Annotated in this window: 11 protein-coding genes; 7 read left to right on the top strand and 4 right to left on the bottom strand. The window is 59.0% G+C overall.

Features of this window, described 5'->3' with window-relative positions; all coding sequences use genetic code 11:
• Nucleotides 1-2: 2 nt before the first annotated feature.
• Nucleotides 3-578: a sigma-70 family RNA polymerase sigma factor gene (locus tag R3D51_14730; GenBank protein MEZ5900737.1), complete on the bottom strand. Its 576-nt coding sequence runs from the start codon at nt 576-578 to the stop codon at nt 3-5.
• 292 nt (nt 579-870) lie between these two features.
• Here R3D51_14730 and R3D51_14725 point away from each other — a divergent pair, with 292 nt between their 5' ends.
• The 5 genes from R3D51_14725 (at nt 871) to R3D51_14705 (ending at nt 10,190) form a co-directional block, all read left to right on the top strand.
• Complete coding sequence (locus R3D51_14725) at nt 871-4,386, top strand: hypothetical protein (protein MEZ5900736.1); 3,516 nt, start codon at nt 871-873, stop codon at nt 4,384-4,386.
• 278 nt (nt 4,387-4,664) lie between these two features.
• On the top strand, nt 4,665-5,051 hold the full coding sequence (locus R3D51_14720; protein MEZ5900735.1) for a DUF3307 domain-containing protein: 387 nt from the start codon (nt 4,665-4,667) through the stop codon (nt 5,049-5,051).
• Between the two features lie 221 nt (nt 5,052-5,272).
• Complete coding sequence (locus R3D51_14715; GenBank protein ID MEZ5900734.1) at nt 5,273-5,821, top strand: sigma-70 family RNA polymerase sigma factor; 549 nt, start codon at nt 5,273-5,275, stop codon at nt 5,819-5,821.
• On the top strand, nt 5,818-6,459 hold the full coding sequence (locus tag R3D51_14710; GenBank protein ID MEZ5900733.1) for a DUF1109 domain-containing protein: 642 nt from the start codon (nt 5,818-5,820) through the stop codon (nt 6,457-6,459). Before R3D51_14715 ends, R3D51_14710 begins: the two co-directional genes overlap by 4 nt.
• A gap of 377 nt (nt 6,460-6,836) precedes the next feature.
• A complete protein-coding gene (locus R3D51_14705) occupies nt 6,837-10,190 on the top strand; it encodes a CHRD domain-containing protein (protein ID MEZ5900732.1) in 3,354 nt (1,117 codons plus the stop codon).
• A gap of 121 nt (nt 10,191-10,311) precedes the next feature.
• Here R3D51_14705 and R3D51_14700 read toward each other — a convergent pair whose 3' ends face one another.
• The 3 genes from R3D51_14700 to R3D51_14690 form a co-directional block, all read right to left on the bottom strand.
• Nucleotides 10,312-12,252, bottom strand: coding sequence for a malonate decarboxylase subunit alpha (locus R3D51_14700; GenBank protein ID MEZ5900731.1), 1,941 nt, complete (start codon nt 12,250-12,252; stop codon nt 10,312-10,314).
• Nucleotides 12,253-12,475: 223 nt separating this feature from the next.
• A complete protein-coding gene (locus R3D51_14695) occupies nt 12,476-13,858 on the bottom strand; it encodes a glutamine synthetase family protein (GenBank protein ID MEZ5900730.1) in 1,383 nt (460 codons plus the stop codon).
• 21 nt (nt 13,859-13,879) lie between these two features.
• Nucleotides 13,880-15,268: an aspartate aminotransferase family protein gene (locus R3D51_14690; protein MEZ5900729.1), complete on the bottom strand. Its 1,389-nt coding sequence runs from the start codon at nt 15,266-15,268 to the stop codon at nt 13,880-13,882.
• Between the two features lie 261 nt (nt 15,269-15,529).
• Here R3D51_14690 and R3D51_14685 point away from each other — a divergent pair, with 261 nt between their 5' ends.
• Together R3D51_14685 and R3D51_14680 are read left to right on the top strand one after the other, a co-directional pair.
• On the top strand, nt 15,530-16,744 hold the full coding sequence (locus R3D51_14685; protein MEZ5900728.1) for a saccharopine dehydrogenase family protein: 1,215 nt from the start codon (nt 15,530-15,532) through the stop codon (nt 16,742-16,744).
• A gap of 50 nt (nt 16,745-16,794) precedes the next feature.
• Nucleotides 16,795-17,889, top strand: coding sequence for an ionic transporter y4hA (locus R3D51_14680; protein ID MEZ5900727.1), 1,095 nt, complete (start codon nt 16,795-16,797; stop codon nt 17,887-17,889).
• Nucleotide 17,890: the final 1 nt, after the last annotated feature.

The raw sequence follows: 17,890 nt of genomic DNA, 5'->3' as shown, positions 1-17,890 counted from the left end.
GTTCATGGCCATCCTCTGTCGACGCCGCGGGCCTTCAGGATCTCTCCCAGCTTCTTGCGGGCGTAGAACATGCGAGTCTTCACCGTCGCTTCTGGTATCTGCAGAATTTCCGCAGCCTCTGCGATGGACTGTTCCTGATAGTAGACGAGGTCGAGGATTTCCCGGTGTTCGGCCGACAGCGCATTCATCGCCGACTTTATCGCGGCGCCTTTGTCGAGTTTCTGGGAGACAACCTCGGGCGTATCGTCCTCATCGGGGATCTGCCCGGCGGTTTCCTCGTCATAGCCCGACACCTCACGCTTCTTGCGCAAGGCGCTGACGGCCTTGTTGTGCGCTATGGACAACAGCCATGTGGACGGCTCGGAGCGGCCCTCATAGCGGCTGGCTCCATTCCATGCGCCGAGAAAAACCTCGTTCAAGAGTTCCTCCGCAATCGCCTCGTTGCGCACGATCCGCATCAAATAGCGGAATACGCGCGTCTGGTTTCGAGTGAACAGCCTTTCGAGCGCCTTGGCGTCGCCTACTGCAATCTGCCGGATCAGGGCTCGATCATCGGAGCCGTGTTCGCCAAGTGTCATGGGCTCTTCCGCCACTCTTGCTGCTTTGGTCGCGATTGCCGCCAAAAGGTTCAAATCCGTATTAACTTATTTTGTAGCACGGACGGACCGATCGGCTCTCGCATGATTGTTGCGCTGAATTTGCCAGAGAAGATCCAAGCTTGCCAGGGCGCGGGGAGAGAAATCGCCCCAGCAAACGTATCCCCGCCAGCCTCATCGCCATTATTCTTTGAACCTGTCTAAGCGGAGCAGCGACCAACCGGGTGCGCGGACCCGGATCACGGTTTGCTAATCCGCTCAGGACAATTGGAGAATGACGATGTTCGATGATACGCTGACGCACAACATGCCGCTGCACCGACGTTGTGTGAGCCCCCGGACAATCGCAAACGGGACCAAGATGGAGCGCGATCATATAGTGAGGCCAATCATCAAGGCCGTTGTGTTGCGTACGCTACTTTCAGTTTGCGCTCTTGTTTTTGCATTCGGAAACGCCGCCTCGGCGCAAGACGCCATCATCAAACGGGGCGATGCCGCCGTGACGGCGTTCGGCGGCGTCGTGACCCGGGAGCCCGTGCCTGAGGACGTCCATCCTCTCGACCGTACCTTCATCGATCCGAACGGCAAGACGCTCACAATTTTCGATCTCTCAACCCTTGGCACCGCACCGAGGGGGCAGCTCGCCAACGCGCCGGAACGCTTTGCCGTCCATGCGCGCGACATCGGACAGGTGTTTGGCGTGACCATGGATGCACCCAAAGGCGATGTGCCTCCCAATGTCTACGTCGCAGCCACGTCGTTATTCGGATTGCAGATTGCTGCCCCCAACAAAGATGGCGACTTCGACCGGTTACTGACCGGTGCGCCGGGCGCGCAATGGATGGAGGGGCAATTTGGCAAGGGCGGAACGCCGGCCTCCATCTACAAGATCGATGGCCGCAGCGGGGCGGTCACCCTCTTTGCAAATGTGCGATTTGACGATAGCGACAATGCCGGCCCAGGTCTTGGCAACATCGCCTACGACCCGAAGTCGGAACAGCTCTTTGTTTCAGACCTTGAAACCGGCCTCATCCATCGCTTCGCGCTCGACGGCACCGCGCGCGGCGTCTTCGACCACGGGACGCAGGGGCGCACACGCCAGGGACTCGACGCTGTCGCATATGACGCCTCTCGCCGGATGGATATCGCAAGTCCGTCGTTCGACACGGAGGATTCCGCGACTTGGGGCTTTGCCGACGAGCGTCGCCGCGTCTTCGGCGTGGCGGTCAGCAACGCACGACTTTATTACGCACTGGCCGAAGGTCCCGCTGTCTGGTCGGTCAGCATTGATGATGACGGCGACTTCGGCACCGATGCGCGCATCGAGCTGGAACCTTCAGACGTTCCGGCTGGCACGCAGATCTCCGACATCACGTTCGATGGCGCGGGCATGATGTATCTCGCCCAACGCGGCATGCCTTCTGGCAGCTACGACTACGCGGCGTTTGCAGCGCCAAATAATGCGCGCGTGCTGCGATATCAGTGGGATGAAGCCGCGGGCCGCTGGGCCGAAACGCCCGAGGAATATGCCGTAGGCCTTGCGGATGCCTATCGCAGCACCCAAGGCGGCGTTGCGCTCGGGTACGGCTACGACAAGAACGGCAACATCGATTACGGCCAATGTCGTCAGACGATGTGGACCACGGGCGAACACCTGCGCGAAGGCGAGGACGTCGTGCGCGTGTCGACGGGTGGCGCGCGGATCGTGCATGGTCTCCAGGGCGTGTACAAATCGCGTGTTCGCCCGGAAAACGAGCCGCCCTATGAGAGCTGGTTTGTCGATTACGACGGCCGCTACGAGGACGCGCAGGCTTATGGACATATCGGTGACGTCGCCATTCTCGCACCATGCGATTATAAAACGCGCGAAAGCGGGGCGCCCTTGGTTACAGAGGAAGTGATCGGCATCGATCCTCCCGAAGACGACCCCGGTATCATCATCGAAAAGCACTGCCTGGAAGGTCCTGCAGGCGCAAAGATCCGTTGCGTGATCGAAGTGCGCAACATTTCAGACGAACCGGCGGAAGAAGATTTCAAGATCACCGACGTCACACGCATCCTGGCTGGTCCCGACGCCGGCGCCCTCGTTCCTATCGGCGATTTCGAGGTTCCCATTCCCGAGATCATGTGCGCGAGTGCGCCTGACGGTGAATTCGCCTGCATTATTCCCGCGGCTTTGCTTGCTCCAGGAGACTCCATCGAGATCGTGGTGTGGGTGGATACGCACGACTTGGTTCTCGAAGGAAACTTCGGCATCCGCAACTGCGCGTCGCTCAAGCATCCCGCTGGAAATTTCATGGCATGCGCAGAAGGTGGCGCGGGTATCGTGGTTGAAAAGTTCGGCCCAGGCATCTGCATGCCTGGCCAGCCGTGCAAGTTTGGTCTGAGCATCTCGAATGCGGGAATGATGCCGTTCGACGGTGATGTTCTGCTCGCCGATGCGATGTTCGTCTCAGGTGCCGTGTCCGGCGCTCCCGTAACCAGCGTCAATCCTCCCATCGCGTGCGATGCCGGAGACACCAACCAGCTCCCCTTCACGTGCAAGACGCATCTTTCTCTAATGCCCGGAGAGACCCACATCCACTGGGTCGAAGTCACGATGCCGGCTCCGGGCGGCTATTGGGCGGAAAACTGCTTTGGCGCGCTTGATCCTATGCTGTTGCCGCCGGGGCCGCTGCCACCGGGGTTTGGCGCGGGCGACGGTAATCCGAGCTGCGTGTGGGTGCATGTTCCCGCGATCTCGCCCAAGAAGCAGGAATCGCGTGAGCCGCCCCAGACCTTGATCCCTCCTCCAATTCCGCGTTGCCCGGACGGTCGCATTTTGCGGGTGGGGAGCACCTGTCCCTGTGCGAAGGGTCGCCGTTGGAATGACGACCTTGATCGCTGCGTGCCTGTGAGCCCGCATTGCTTCGATCCCGCGCGCCGACGTGACGACGGTACATGCTGCCCGCGTGGGACGACATATGACAGCAAGCGCGACCGTTGCGTGACGCGCGATCCCGTCTGCCCCGACCGCGAGCGTCGCCGAGACGACGGATCATGCTGTCCGTTCGGCACGGTCACCTCGTCGCGCACGGATCGCTGTATCCCCGTAGGACAGACGTGCCCGCCGGCAACCCGTTGGAACGCCACCACGCACACCTGTCTGCCCGTAAGGCCACCGTGCAAAGACGGCGAGAGGTACGATTGGCGCAAGCACCGGTGCGAAGAGATCCGGGAGTGCCCGGAGGGTACGCGATACAGCCGTGTCGCACGCCGCTGCCTGCCGCTCGATACCACATGCGCCAAGGGCAGCACTTGGAACAGGAAGCTCAATCGTTGCGAACAGGATAATCGTGATGATACGCCGTCGGGAGGTTCCCCACGCCCGCATTGTCCAGAAGGCAAACATCGCGTTGGCCGCATCTGCGTCCCCGACAAGGTTGAATGCCCGCCCGGTAAACATCGCACGCGGCGCGGGTGCATGCCTGACCGTGACGACGAGCCTCAAACACAACCGCCCAAGGTGACGCCTCCTGCCAAAGCTTGTCCGGACGGGATGCACAGGGTCGGCAAGCGGTGCGTGCGCATCAAGGTCAGGCAGCCAAAGCCCGAAAAGAAGGTGAAGCCGGAGAAGCCCTCGAAAAAGGATCCACCGCGTCGCACGACAAAGCCGAAGCTGGATAACCTGCCAAAGATCATCATCACGCCGAAGATCAAGATTCCCGGCTTCAAGCTTCCCGGCAAAGGGGGAGATCGCGGGGGCGGGTTCAAAGTCCCCGGCGCCGGACGCAAGATGCAGTTGCGCTGATCAGGGTGCTGAGGCACAACCTGACGAGCGGTCCGAAGAGGCGCGGGTTGGGCGAAAGCTCAGCCCGCCGCTGCGGCATTTGGGTCGCGTGGGCTCATGGTGTTCCCTAGGGAACAGCCTAGCCGGTACCAACAGGTCTATCTTTGTTGAAGTTGCGGTACCTAGGACATTCCCCATCAGGCAGGGGTGGCCTTGCGTACTTCTCGCCTCCGCCGATGGGAGGCTGGCGTGCAATCGAGCCGCCTTGGAACCAAAACGATGACAGCGGGACACAGACGTTGAGCCAAGCGCACTTAATTCTCGCTGCCATGGCCTACCTTCTCGTCAAGCACGCGGTGGCCGATTTCCTTTTGCAAACCAGCTATCAGCGGCAAACCAAAGGTACCTACGGCGCCCTGGGAGGCTTTACTCATTGCCTGACCCACGTGCTGCTGACGGCGCCCGTATTTTTGCTCTTTCCCTCCATCGGTCTCGGACTGGCTGGCGCCATTTTGGCGGGTGAGTTCATCGTGCATTATCATCTGGACTGGCTGAAGGATCAGACGGTAAAGCGCAGCGGCTGGTCATCCCACGACACGCCATTTTGGTGGGCGCTCGGTCTCGACCAACTCCTCCACGGCCTGACCTACGTAGCTATTCTTGGGGTTGTAACAGCTTCTTCGTGATTAGACCTCGATCCGACCTCCCTCCTGACCAGTGGGCCGCCGGGCCTACTGGATTGCCCACGTCCAGCCGTGATAAGCGGAATAGAGTGTACCCAAGGCCGTCGCTACCCCGTTCGAGTGTGCTCTGCGCATTGGATGAGATTCACCAATTTGTCACACGTAACAAACAGGCCCCGCCGGACGAACATGAAAACGAAAGGCACACCGGGTTGACCAAACGCATGCGTGACAGTGAATGGTCGCAACTCATGCGGGCGGCCATGATGGGAGATAATGGCGCCTATCAGCGCTTTCTCACCGATGTGTCCCGATCGCTTCGGGCCATGGTCCGGCGCGGCTTCGGCTCGACGGAAATAGCAGGCTCGGACGCCGAGGATGTCGTCCAAGAGGTCATTTTGGCAATACACATGAAGCGGCATACCTGGGACCAGACCAAGCCCATTGGGCCGTGGATCGTCGCCATCACGCGCAACAAGATGATCGATGAGATCCGCCGCCGCGGCCGACGCACGGAGGTGCCGATCGAGGGTCTGCTCGACGTTCTGGAGGCACCGGGCCAAGAGGACGCCATAAACGCCTACGACGCCAACCGGGTTCTGGACGGACTGAACGGCAAGGCACGCGACATCGTCAAGTCAATCGCCATTGACGGACACAGCGCGCGCGATGTTGCCGAACGGCTCGGCATGAGTGAGGTCGCCGTTCGGGTGCAACTGCACCGCAGTTTGAAATCGCTGTCGGATGCTTACCAAGAGAAGCAGACCCCATGAAGACCGATGAGCTTATTCGGGCCGTCGTGGCCGACAATGCGAGTGTGAAGCGGCCGATTGGGCAAACGATCACGCTGGCGCTTTGCTTCGGCATACTCGCGGGTGCATTGATTTTTTCCGGCGCGATGGGACCTAGACCGGACTTCGCATGGGTGCTGGCAAATTCCCCGCGCTTTGATTTTAAGCTCTTCTTTACAATCGCGATTGCGGCCTGCGCTTACATTCTGACGCTGCGACTTGCACGTCCCGAGCCCGGTGGCGGCACATTGGCTTGGGCGTTCGCCATCCCTCTCGCCGCATTGGCCATTGGTGTCATCGTCGAGTTGAATGTGCTGCCTGCCGACCATTGGCTGGTTTATGCCCGCGGATCGAATTGGCTGGTCTGCATGTGCTTTATCCCCCTTCTGTCAATGGCGCCGTTCATTGCCATTTTCTATGCGCTACGCCAGGGGGCGCCGGCCAATCCAACCCTTGCCGGCTTGGCCGGAGGTCTGCTTGCTGCTGGCGTAGGGGCAACTCTGTACGCAACCCACTGCTCCGACGACAGCCCCCTTTTCGTGAGCATCTGGTACCCAATCGGCATCTCTGTTGTGGCGGCCATCGGCGCGCTGATCGGACGACGCTTTTTGAAGTGGTAGCGACTTCGCTCGTAGGCGGTCCTTCTCTTAAGACTCGGTAAATCTTGAATGCGACCACGCATGTGCGTGCGTCGCATTCTTTGTTTTTCGGAACATTTCTGAAGTTTCTTGCCCCCCGTCGCAACCGCTCGCGGCTCGCGCAACGCAGAGATTAGATACGAATTGAAGCGTTCAGTTTTAGATCTGCCCAACCACGGCACAGCTGGAAACGAAATATCTTCAAACACGGGCATTCCGTTTACTGCTTAAGAACAAATGGTCTCTAGTTTGGCATCGTGGGCTTCGGTGGCGTAGTGGCGTTTTCGGAGCGGATTTCTTTGGCTGCGTAGGGACTGCGCAATTCGCGCTCCCAATTACCGGACTTCGAGGGAGATACTATGGCTTGGGCATTTGACGCTTCGACACCGACGACCAACACCGCAACGTTGATCGAGTTTAATGTCGAAGGTAGCGTTATTGGCGACACCGTTCGCATCAACGGTACCGGACTTTCCTACAACCCGACGACGGGCGTCTTGACCGGCACGGTCGAGTCCCTGGAATACGTCAACATTGTCGGCGTCGTTCAGACCATCGAAATCGGTGGCGGCGACAGCGGCACACAGGCTGCGCGCCAGACGCAAGCGGCTGCGGACGTCACTCAGTTCCTGCAGCACTCGATTGGCACTGCCAGCGACATTGCTGCGCTTGGCGTGACTTTCGATACGTTCGATATCGCGAATGCTTTCGAAACGACGCCTGGTAGCGTGATCACCATTCCCGTGCTCGACGGCGGTTTGATCGTTGGCTACCTTCAACTCACCGGCGACCAGCTCTATGCCGACAAGCCGTTTGCAAGCGGCGACATCTACTCCGTTGAGATGTTGACCTCGACGGGCGTTTCCTACGGCACGCCAAAGACGATCGATTACTCGAGCTCGTCTCCCAGCGTAACGTTCGCTGAGCTCACCTATGGCCAGGGCGCCAACTTCGACCTGCTCTTTGCCGCGCTGACCTCAGGCGATGATGCGGTGACCGTGCAGCAGGCAGGCGCAACCATCGACGCGGGCCTGGGCAACGATGTCATCACCGGCTCTGGCTTCGACACCGTCGATTATCAGTATGCCACGGGCAAGGTCACCCTCGACCTCTCGAACAATTCGGCTACCTTCATCGATCCGCGTACGGGTGACACCTATCACCAGACCTTGACCGGTGTGGCCAACGTCAATGGCTCGATGTTCAGCGACATCCTGCTCGGCGACTCCAACAACAACGTCCTGTTCGGCGGCTTTGACGGCGTCAATGACAGCCTCAACGGCGGTGCCGGCGACGACACATATATCGTCATCGAGGCAGCCGGCACGGCTGGCGTTTCCGACGCCATCTCGGATACCAGCGGCAACGACACGATCATCTCTTATGCCAACCGCGACCTCGGCATCACCACGACGATCGAGAACCTGACCCTTATGGGCAGCGCCACGGACGGCAAGGGCAACAACCTCGACAACGTCCTCACCGGCAACGATCTCAACAACAGCCTTGACGGCAAGGTCGGCGCCGACACCGTGATCGGCGGCCTTGGCGACGACACCTACACGGTTGACGACACAGGCGATGTAGTCGTTGAGTTCGCTGGCGAAGGCAATGATACCGTACTCGTGTCCAAGGGCAGCTTTGCTCTCTCTGGCTCGGAGTCTATTGAGAACCTCCGCACGACCAGCGACATTGGCGTGGCTTCGATCAACCTCACCGGCAGCACGGCCGTGAACACGATCACGGGCAACAACGGTGCCAACCGTCTTGACGGCGGCTCGAACGGCGACGACGGCGTTGTCGACACGTTGAACGGTCTTGACGGCAGCGACACCTACGTGCTCGGTGCTGGCCACGATATCGTCAACGACACGGGCGGCGTCCGCGATACGATCGAATCCTCGATCTCTCGCAACCTTGCCGACTACTCGGGCATCGAAGATCTTGTTCTCACGGGAACGGGTGACGCCGATGCGACCGGCAACGGCGCCAACAACAAGTTGTTCGGCAACGACGGCGCTAACGTGATCACGGGCGGCGCTGGCAACGACACGATGACGGGTGGCGCAGGCGACGACGTATTCGTATTCGACGGCCTCGGCCGCGATATCGTAACCGACTTCGGCAACACCTATGTGCGTGCCAGCCTGACTGAAGCTGGCGTTGTCACGCCGTCGGGCAGCACCGCAACTGGTGATGCCGAACTGCGCATCAACCTGGCTCAGAACCGCGTCTTCATCAAGATCGACTCCACCGGCCTTGACTGGAACTCGGCTAACTCCAACAACAACACTGTCACCGGTTTTGGTGTGTACGAAGGCGCAGACAACGTCAACGGCACGCTCAGCCACGACGTTCTGACCTCGGCGAACGCCAAGGATAAGCCTGGCTTCACCAGCAAGGTCGACGTCTGGAACACCGGTAACGGTCTCACTGCCGGCGACGTTGCAGCTCTCGTGGCAGGCGACAAATACCTTGAAGTTGCCACCACGCAGTACAACAGCCCCGGCGACATCCGTGGTCAGCTGGCGGCCGCTGCAGGCAGCGCCGACAAGATCTCGGTCGCCGGCCTTGGCATCAGCTCGTTCGAGACGATCCAGACCATCGCACGTAACGGTGGTTCGAGCGTGATGTTGCAGAAGTGGACCAACGACAGCTTCAACATCATGACGCTGCAGAATACGCAGCTTTCTGACCTGTCGGCATCGAACTTCATCTTCGATACGACAGTCTCGAACGATACGATCAACGGCACCGCTGGCCGTGACGACCTTTACGGTGGTCTTGGCAATGACGCCCTCAACGGCGGCAACAGCGTCGATCGTCTGTTCGGTGAAGACGGCAACGACGTTCTGAACGGCGGCGCCGCCGGCGACCAGATGTACGGCGGTGCTGGCAACGACACCTACTACGTCGACTCCGCAGGCGACTACGTCGTTGATACGACCGGCGTCGACACCATCCGGACCTCGATCAACAACACGTTGAACATGGTCTCGCGCGCTAACATCGAGAACCTGGAAACCGCCAACGCCAGCGGCACGACTGCCCTGACGCTGGTCGGCAACGCCCTCGACAATACCATCACGGGCAACGCCGGCGCCAACGTTCTCAACGGCTGGACGGGCAACGACACGATGATCGGCGGCGCTGGCAACGACATCTATTATGTCGACTCCCAGGCTGACGTTATCGTCGACACGTCGGGCACCGACACGGTTCGCGCCACCGTCAACTACACGCTGGCCAACAACTTAGCGATCGAAGTCCTGCAGGCCGGCACGCCCAACATCGCGATGAACCTGTTTGGCAACAACCTCGGTCAGCGCGTCCAGGGTAACGGCAAGGACAACGTCATCGGCGGCAAATTCGGCAACGACACTCTCGTCGGCGGCCAAGGCAAGGATAGCTTCCTGTTCGATACCTCGCTCAATGCGAACACGAACAAAGACGTCATCCTCGACTTCAACCCGACCGACGACACGATCCGTCTCGACCACTCGGTCTTCTCGCAGATCGCGACGGGTACGCTGCAGGCTTCGACATTCTATGTCGGAACCGCCGCGCACGATGCCAACGACCGCATCATCTACAATCGCACGACGGGTGAGCTCACTTACGACGCTAACGGCAACGCAGCCGGTGGTGCAGTGGTCTTCGCCGTGATCAACAACAAGGCGAACCTGACCGCCAATGACTTCTTCGTCATCTAATTGACGGACCAGTCGAAACCGAAAGAGGCGCAAGGACATTCCTTGCGCCTCTTTCTTTTATGCTCTTTGCGTTTCCTGCTCGCCGGTCTCGGGAATCCGGCAGATTGGATCAGGGTGTAATTCAGCCGGCCTTCTCCAGCTCGGCATGGGCCTCTTCCGGGCGTTCGTAGATGTGCGGCTGCAGCCCTCGCCGCGACAATGCCTCCTTCATCTTGAGACGCATGAAAGCACTCGTGGTGTAGCGGGTTGTGGAGACGTAGTGGTTCTCCAGCATGTATTCGATCATCTCGGCATAATCGTCGTAGAGATCATCGGCGATACGGCAGCCGTCGTGGTTGACGACGGCGTTGACGCGGCGACCGGCACGCATCCGCGCGTCCACCAGGATTTTTCGCAGATCGTCGATGTCGGTCTTCTTGCGCACGCTCCAGCCTTCGAGGTTCACGAACAGGATGTTGCGGTCGCTGTCGTAGGAAACCCGCTCGGAGAGTTTCAGGTTCAAGAGCTCGCTCATCAACTCCATCGGCTCATCGATGAAAATCCGGCGATCCATCGGGATCGGTTTGTGGATGATGGGCACGAAATCCATGTGGGGCAGAATGTGCTTTTCGATGTTGATGCCAGGCGCCACTTCGATGAGTTCGAGGCCGCCCGGCGTAAGCTGGAACACACAGCGTTCAGTCACATAGATGACCGGTTGCGACTTGGAGGCGGCGTACTTGCCCGAAAAGGTTATCTGCTCGACTTTTTTGACGAACTTGCGCGCCCTTCCCTCCTCGATAATCTTCAGCTTGCCATAGGAGACTTCGACTTTCAGTCCACCTGCGGTGAATGTCCCGGCAAAGACAACCGCGCGTGAGTTCTGGGAAATATCGATGAAGCCGCCGCAACCGTTCAGCCGGCCGCCGAAGCGCGAGGTATTGACATTGCCTTCCTCATCGACCTCGGCCACGCCAAGGCATGTCAGATCCAATCCCCCGCCGTGATAGAAGTCGAACATCTGGTTCTGGTCGAGGATCGAATGTGCGTTCGCCGACGAACCAAAGCTCGAACCGCCTGCCAGCACGCCGCCAACCGCGCCCGCTTCCGTCGTCATGGTGAGGAAGGGCGTCACCTTCTCTTCGGCTGCAATCGCCGCAACGCCATCGGGCGCCCCTACTCCGAGATTGATTGCGCCATTCAGCGGTAGCTCGAAAGCGGCGCGGCGTGCGATGATTTTGCGTTCGGCAAGCTCCATCTTCGGCATCGCATCGACCGGCACGCGAATTTCGCCAGAGAGAGCCGGATCATACATTACGCCGTAGTTCATACGGTGCATCACAGGATCGTCGGCGACAACGACGCAATCGACCAGAATACCGGGAACCTTGACGTCCTTGGGTTTGAGCGAACCCTGCTCGACGATCCGCTCGACCTGCGCGATGACAATGCCACCGTTGTTGTGAGCTGCCATGGCCTGAGCCAAGCTATCGAGCGTCAACGCTTCCTTTTCCAACGACAGGTTACCCGATGGATCGGCGCTGGTCGCACGAATGAGGGCCACGTCGATTGGCGTGGCTTTGTAAAACAGCCACTCCTCGCCATCGACCTCGACGCGCTTGACGATGTCCTCAGTCGTCACCTCGTTGACCTTGCCGCCGCCCAGACGCGGGTCGACGTAGGTATGCAATCCGACCTTCGAAAAAAGGCCCGGCGAACCGGAGGCACAGGAGCGGTAGAGTTTGGAAATAATGCCCTGCGGGAGATTGTAACCCTGGATCTTATTTTCTTGAGCGGCCTTCGCCACCTTCGGCATCCGGCCGAAATTGGCGGCGATCACGCGGCTGAGCAGACCTTCGTGGTGGAGGCGGCCGGTGCCGAGCCCTTTGCTATCACCCGCACCAGCACACATGATCAGGGTCAGCCCCTTGGGGGCTTTGGTCTCGACGAAACGCTTTTCGAGAGCCGCATGGAGTGCCTCCGGGATACAGCTCTGCACGAACCCTGTCGTGCAAACGACATCACCGTCCTTGATTAGCGCAATGGCCTGATCGGCGGTAATGACCTTATTTTTCATGGACATGGGCTCTCCCTTGCGTTGCCTGCGTAAGGGGAGAGCCGTCGGCCTTAGGGCCGGAACGGACGGCCACCTTCGGGGCAATCGTTCTCCTACTTTATGAGGAGAAGGGTAGTTTTCGTGCGAAAATCACGCAAGGCCCCGATGGGTAGTCATAGTGCCCTACTCGGGTGGGTAATGGTGGCCTATCCTGCGTAATTTACCCTGCTGTGGAACCCGCCCGCGGCCGTCAAACCGTGCGTAAATAGAAATCAAAATCGAGCGGCTGAGGCTCTGCGAAGAAACGGTCCGCTTCGACTTCCTTGATCGTCGTGAAGATCTCCACGAAACGCGCGCCGAAGTATGTCTTCATGAACTCGGAACTGCGCATCTTCTCCAATGCTGCAAACCAATTGACCGGAATAGCACTAGCCGGTGGCTGTTCGTAGCCGTTGCCGGTGATTGGTGGGCCCGGATCGATCCGGTTGACGATGCCGTAGTGCATCCCGGCGAGCACACATGCGAGCGCGAGATAGGGATTGGCATCCGCGCCCGATGCACGGTGCTCAACATGACGAGCAGCGCCCGACGTGGCTGGCACGCGCAAGGACACCGTGCGATTGTTGATGCCCCAGTTAGGCGCGATGGGGGCATAAGAGGACTTGCGGAAGCGGCGATAGGAATTGGCATTCGGCGCGAAGATCGCCATGGCGTCCGCCATGGTCGCCTGCATACCCCCTATCGCAAACCGCAACAGCTCGTTGGCGTCCTCATCCGAAGCAAACGCATTCTTGCCATCGGGCCCCGCAAGCGACACATGCAAATGCATGCCCGAGCCTGAGTACTGCGAATAGGGTTTGGCCATGAAAGTCGCCATGAGGCCATGCTTGTCGGCAACGCCCTTGACGGTGCGCTTGAACATCATCGCTTCGTCGCACGCACGCAACGCATCATCATGATGACGCAGTCCGATCTCCATCTGACCTGGCGAATACTCCGAGATCAACGCCTCGGCCGGAACGCCTTGCGCTTTCGTCGCCGCATAAAGATCGGCGAAAAAAGGCGCAAAATCGTCGATGTCGGGCATGAAGTAGGCCTGCCAGTGCTTGGGCTCGGCGCCTCCAACCAGCGCGGCGGGTGGACGGGGACGGCCCGCAAGCGAGCTGGCACGGTCAAGCAGATAGAACTCAAGCTCAACCGCGGCGACCGGCGTAAGGTTCAACTCGGCGAGTTTCGCGATGACGCGCTTGAGCGCGTGGCGCGGTTCGGCGAGGCAGGCTTCTCCATCAAGCTCGAAATATGATCCGAGATACTGCGCTTGCGGCGCGGCGGCCCAAGGGGTGCGCACCAGCGTGCCCGGCACCGGCCAGACCAGCCGGTCGGCGTCGCCATCGCCCCACACCAGCCCTGTCTCCTCCACATCCCGGCCCGTGATGTCCATCGACATGACCGAGCCGGGCAAACAACGCCCGCTCTTATAGGCAGCGAGCAATTCCCCTCGAGTCAGCAACTTGCCGCGCTGCGCGCCGGGAAGATCGGTGTAGAGCATCGCGAACTGCTCGATGTCGGGATTCGCATCGAGGAACGCCTGAGCTTCGCTGGCGAGAGCATCCTTGCAAGGTGGCTTTATCATGAGGAGCCTGATTGTTTGTTTTCAGCTTGAAGTGCGTGCAACTGAGCACCCCGACAACGCGCTCATGCCTTCATCAAGCACGTCGAGCAATCGCGATACATGCTCTGCTCTTGTCTGCGGACAGACCAGCATCATGTTGTGGAACGGCGTAATGACCACGCCGCGGTTGAGGCAATACAGATGTAAAGCGTGCTCTACTTCGCTGTGGGCAAACAGCAGCGCCTGCGTTCCATTGCGCGGCAATTGCGGCGCGGCGACGATCTCGGCGCGCAGACCGACTCGAACGACGCTCCAGGGAAGTTTGTGATGGGCAATGAGAGCGCGCAATCCGGCTTCGAGCATTTCAGCGAGCGGCATAACCGCACTGTAGACGACATCCGTCAGGATCTCTTCCAAGACAACTCTCATGCACGCAAGCTGAAGCGCGTTGCCCGACAAAGTCGTCCCAATTCCCGAGTAGCCCGCCTCCCGACGGGCGAGGTAATCTTTTATGCGCTCGTCAACTTGCGCGCTCCAGCCATAAATGGCCGCCGGTACACCTCCGGCAATCGGTTTGCCAAGTACGAAAAAGTCGGGATCAAGTCCGTGGGTCGCCGTGTAGCCGCCGGGCCCGGAGCTAATCGTATGTGTTTCGTCGATACACAGCAGCGTGCCGTACTTGCGCGTCAGATCCCGAAGGGCGTCATGATATCCCTCGTCAGGTAGTACCATGCCGCAGTTTGTCATAACCGGTTCAGCCAACACCAAGGCGACATCGCCACCAGCAAGCGCCGCTTCCAACGCCGGGATATCGTTGAACTCGACGACGACGGTTGTCCGCGTCACGTCGCGCACTTCGCCGACCAAACCGGGACGATTGCGTGGCCGACCATTCTCGAGCGTTACGAACGTGTCGTCGACGGCGCCATGATAGCAGCCTTGCATAACGAGAATTTTGGTTCGGCCGGTTGCTGCGCGCGCCCAGCGGATCACTGACCGGTTGGCATCGGAAGCGGTTGCCGTGACCTGCCAATATGGCAGCTTGAAGCGCTGAGCCAAAAGCTCGCCGACAATGGCGACGTCAGGCCCTGGAAGCATGGTGGTCAAGCCGCGCGTCGCTTGCCGTGCGACAGCCTCCGCGATGGCCGGCGGACTGTGACCGAACATGGCTCCGGTATCCCCAAGACAAAAATCGACGTATGAATGACCGTCGACGTCGGTCATCGACACGCCTTGTGCGCTTTCGACAAACAGCGGAAAGGGCGTACCCCAATCAACCATCCAGTGCATCGGCACACCGCGCAGCCAATGGTCGGCGGACCGCTGGTAGAGCTTCGCGGAGCGCGGATTGCGATGTTCGAAACTCTCACGCTCGCTTTGCAGCATCGACGTGATACGGCTGGTGGGGATCGCCGGGGTAGACGCCATCATGACCGAAAGAACCTGCACGATAAAAGGAGGGTTTAGTATTGTATTCCAACGCCGGAACCTTCGTCTATTGAGACGTAGCCGCGGACGCTTCCCGAGACTTGAACTCTGGTCCACTATCTTCCTAAGCTAAAATTGGCGTGCGCTGTCATTTCCATTGAACGTGACAGACCCTTGCCCTATCTGGCGATTTGCGCTTGCCTAGAACCAAGTTGCAGCTACTTGCATCTCCCCTACTCTCACCTTCTGCGTTAGGAGCTTGAATTGAAAAGCGTTTTGATCATCGGGGCCGGGGCCGCCGGTTCGGTTGTCGCCAAGAAGTGTGCGATGAACCGCGATGTTTTCAAAAATATCCATCTAGCGTCTCGCCGGCTGGAAAGCTGCAAGAAGGTTCAGGCCGAATGCACTACGCCCATTGAGATCTCCCAGGTAGATGCCGACAACGTCGAGGAGACGGTTGCGCTGCTCAAGAAGGTTAAGCCGGACCTGGTGATCAACATGGCGCTGCCCTACCAGGATCTGCCAATTATGGATGCCTGCCTGGAGGCGGGCGTCCATTACATGGACACAGCGAACTACGAGCCGCGCGACGAAGCAAAGTTCACCTACAAATATCAGTGGCCGTATCACGATAAGTTCAAGGCAAAGGGCTTGATGGCTGTCCTGGGCTGCGGCTTCGATCCCGGCGTCACCAATATCTTCTGCGCCTACGCTCAAGAAGAACTGTTCGACGATATTAAGACCATCGACATCATCGACTGCAACGCGGGCAGCCACGGCAAAGCCTTCGCAACCAATTTCAATCCAGAGATAAATCTGCGCGAAGTCACCCAGCGCGGCAAGTATTGGAAGAAGGGCGAGTGGATCGAAATCGATCCGCTGTCGATCTCCACGATGGTCGATTATCCCGAAGTCGGCGAAGTGAAATCCTACCTCATCTATCACGAGGAAGAAGAGAGCCTCGTTGAAAACATCAAGGGGCTAGAGCAGATCCGCTTCTGGATGACGTTCTCGGACAATTACATCAAGCATCTGGAGGTTCTCCAGAACGTCGGCATGACGCGGATCGATCCCGTCATGTACAAAGGCAACCCGGTCATCCCGATGGAGTTCCTGAAGAGCTTGCTGCCCGAGCCGTCCTCGCTGGCGGAGAACTATTCCGGCAAGACCTCGATCGGCGTCGTCATCAAAGGTCACAAGGATGACGAGAAGGTCCGCTACATGATCTGGAACGTCTGCGACCATGCAGAGACCAACAAGGAAGTTGGGGCTCAGGCCGTATCGTACACGACCGGCGTGCCTCCTGTTGTCGGCGCTATGATGATGTTCAAGGGGCACTGGAAGGGCAAAGGCGTATTCAACGTCGAACAGCTCCCGCCAAAGCCATTCCTTGAGGAACTGGCACGCCAAGGGCTTCCCTGGCACGTCAGACAGATCAAGAAGAAGGACCAGAAGGATCTGTTCGAGGTAGAGACTTGATCGACGCCAGAGCCCAGCCTACGTTATTGTTTTAGCAAGACGGATGTTGGATGGCAGGATCAGGGCACGCCACAGCTAGGATTTCGATTTGGGCGTGGGCCGCACCTGTAGCGGCCTGCGCCCTCGTCGTTTCGATGATAGGGGGAATACTGCCCCACCATCCGGCAATCCTCACGTTGGGAGCACTTCTGCTGGGTGCCTCAGTGTTCGCCGCCGTCCATCACGCTGAAATAGTCGCGTTGAAAGTCGGAGAGCCACTTGGCTCCATCGTGCTTGCCATTGCCGTCACCGTCATCGAAGTCGCCCTGATCGTTTCCGTTATGATCGGGGCAACTACCGCTAGTGACGAACTGGCACGAGATACCGTTTTTGCGACGATTATGATCGTGCTGAACGGCATCATCGGATTGTGCCTTGTCGTGGGCGGCGCGCGTTACCTGGAGCAGAGCTTTCAGACAAGTGCTGCGTCCATTGCGCTAAGCGTACTGGGTACATTGGCCACGATCACACTGGTTATGCCAAATTATACGATGGCGACGTCGGGTCCGACTTACGCGACATCGCAGCTCATCTTCGTCAGCTTGGTGTCGATCACGCTCTATGGCGTCTTCCTGTTCGTACAAACGGTCCGGCACAGATATTATTTTCTTACCGAAACCGGCGAAGGCGCCAGTGCGCCGCCGCCCTCCGACACGATCGCCGCTCTCAGCTTTTTCTTTCTCATCGTAGCTTTGATTGCGGTTGTCCTGCTGGCAAAGGCCCTATCGCCGACGTTGGAAGCGGCCATAAATTCGGCTGGCTTGCCCCAATCCTTCGTCGGCGTCGTGATCGCAGCAATTGTCTTGTTGCCTGAAGGTATGGCCGCCGTGCGCGCCGCAATCGCCAATCAACTGCAAACCAGCCTCAACCTCGCGCTTGGATCCGCAATGGCAACGATTGGGCTGACCATTCCTGTTGTGGGTGCGGTCTCGGTTGCGCTTGATAAATCCCTCACGCTGGGCCTGCATGCTTCGCAGATGGTTTTGCTCATTCTGTCGCTGTTTATTGGCACTGTGACCCTAGCGACAGGACGCACGACTATTCTACAAGGCGCGGTACACCTCGTTATCTTCGCCGTCTTCCTGTTTCTGGCCGCCGTGCCTTAGA

This window comes from Hyphomicrobiaceae bacterium (assembly GCA_041397645.1).
Classification (GTDB): Bacteria; Pseudomonadota; Alphaproteobacteria; order Rhizobiales; family Hyphomicrobiaceae; genus Hyphomicrobium_B.
The sequence above is the reverse complement of the archived record's forward strand: the minus strand, read 5'-3'. Positions and strand labels throughout refer to the sequence as shown.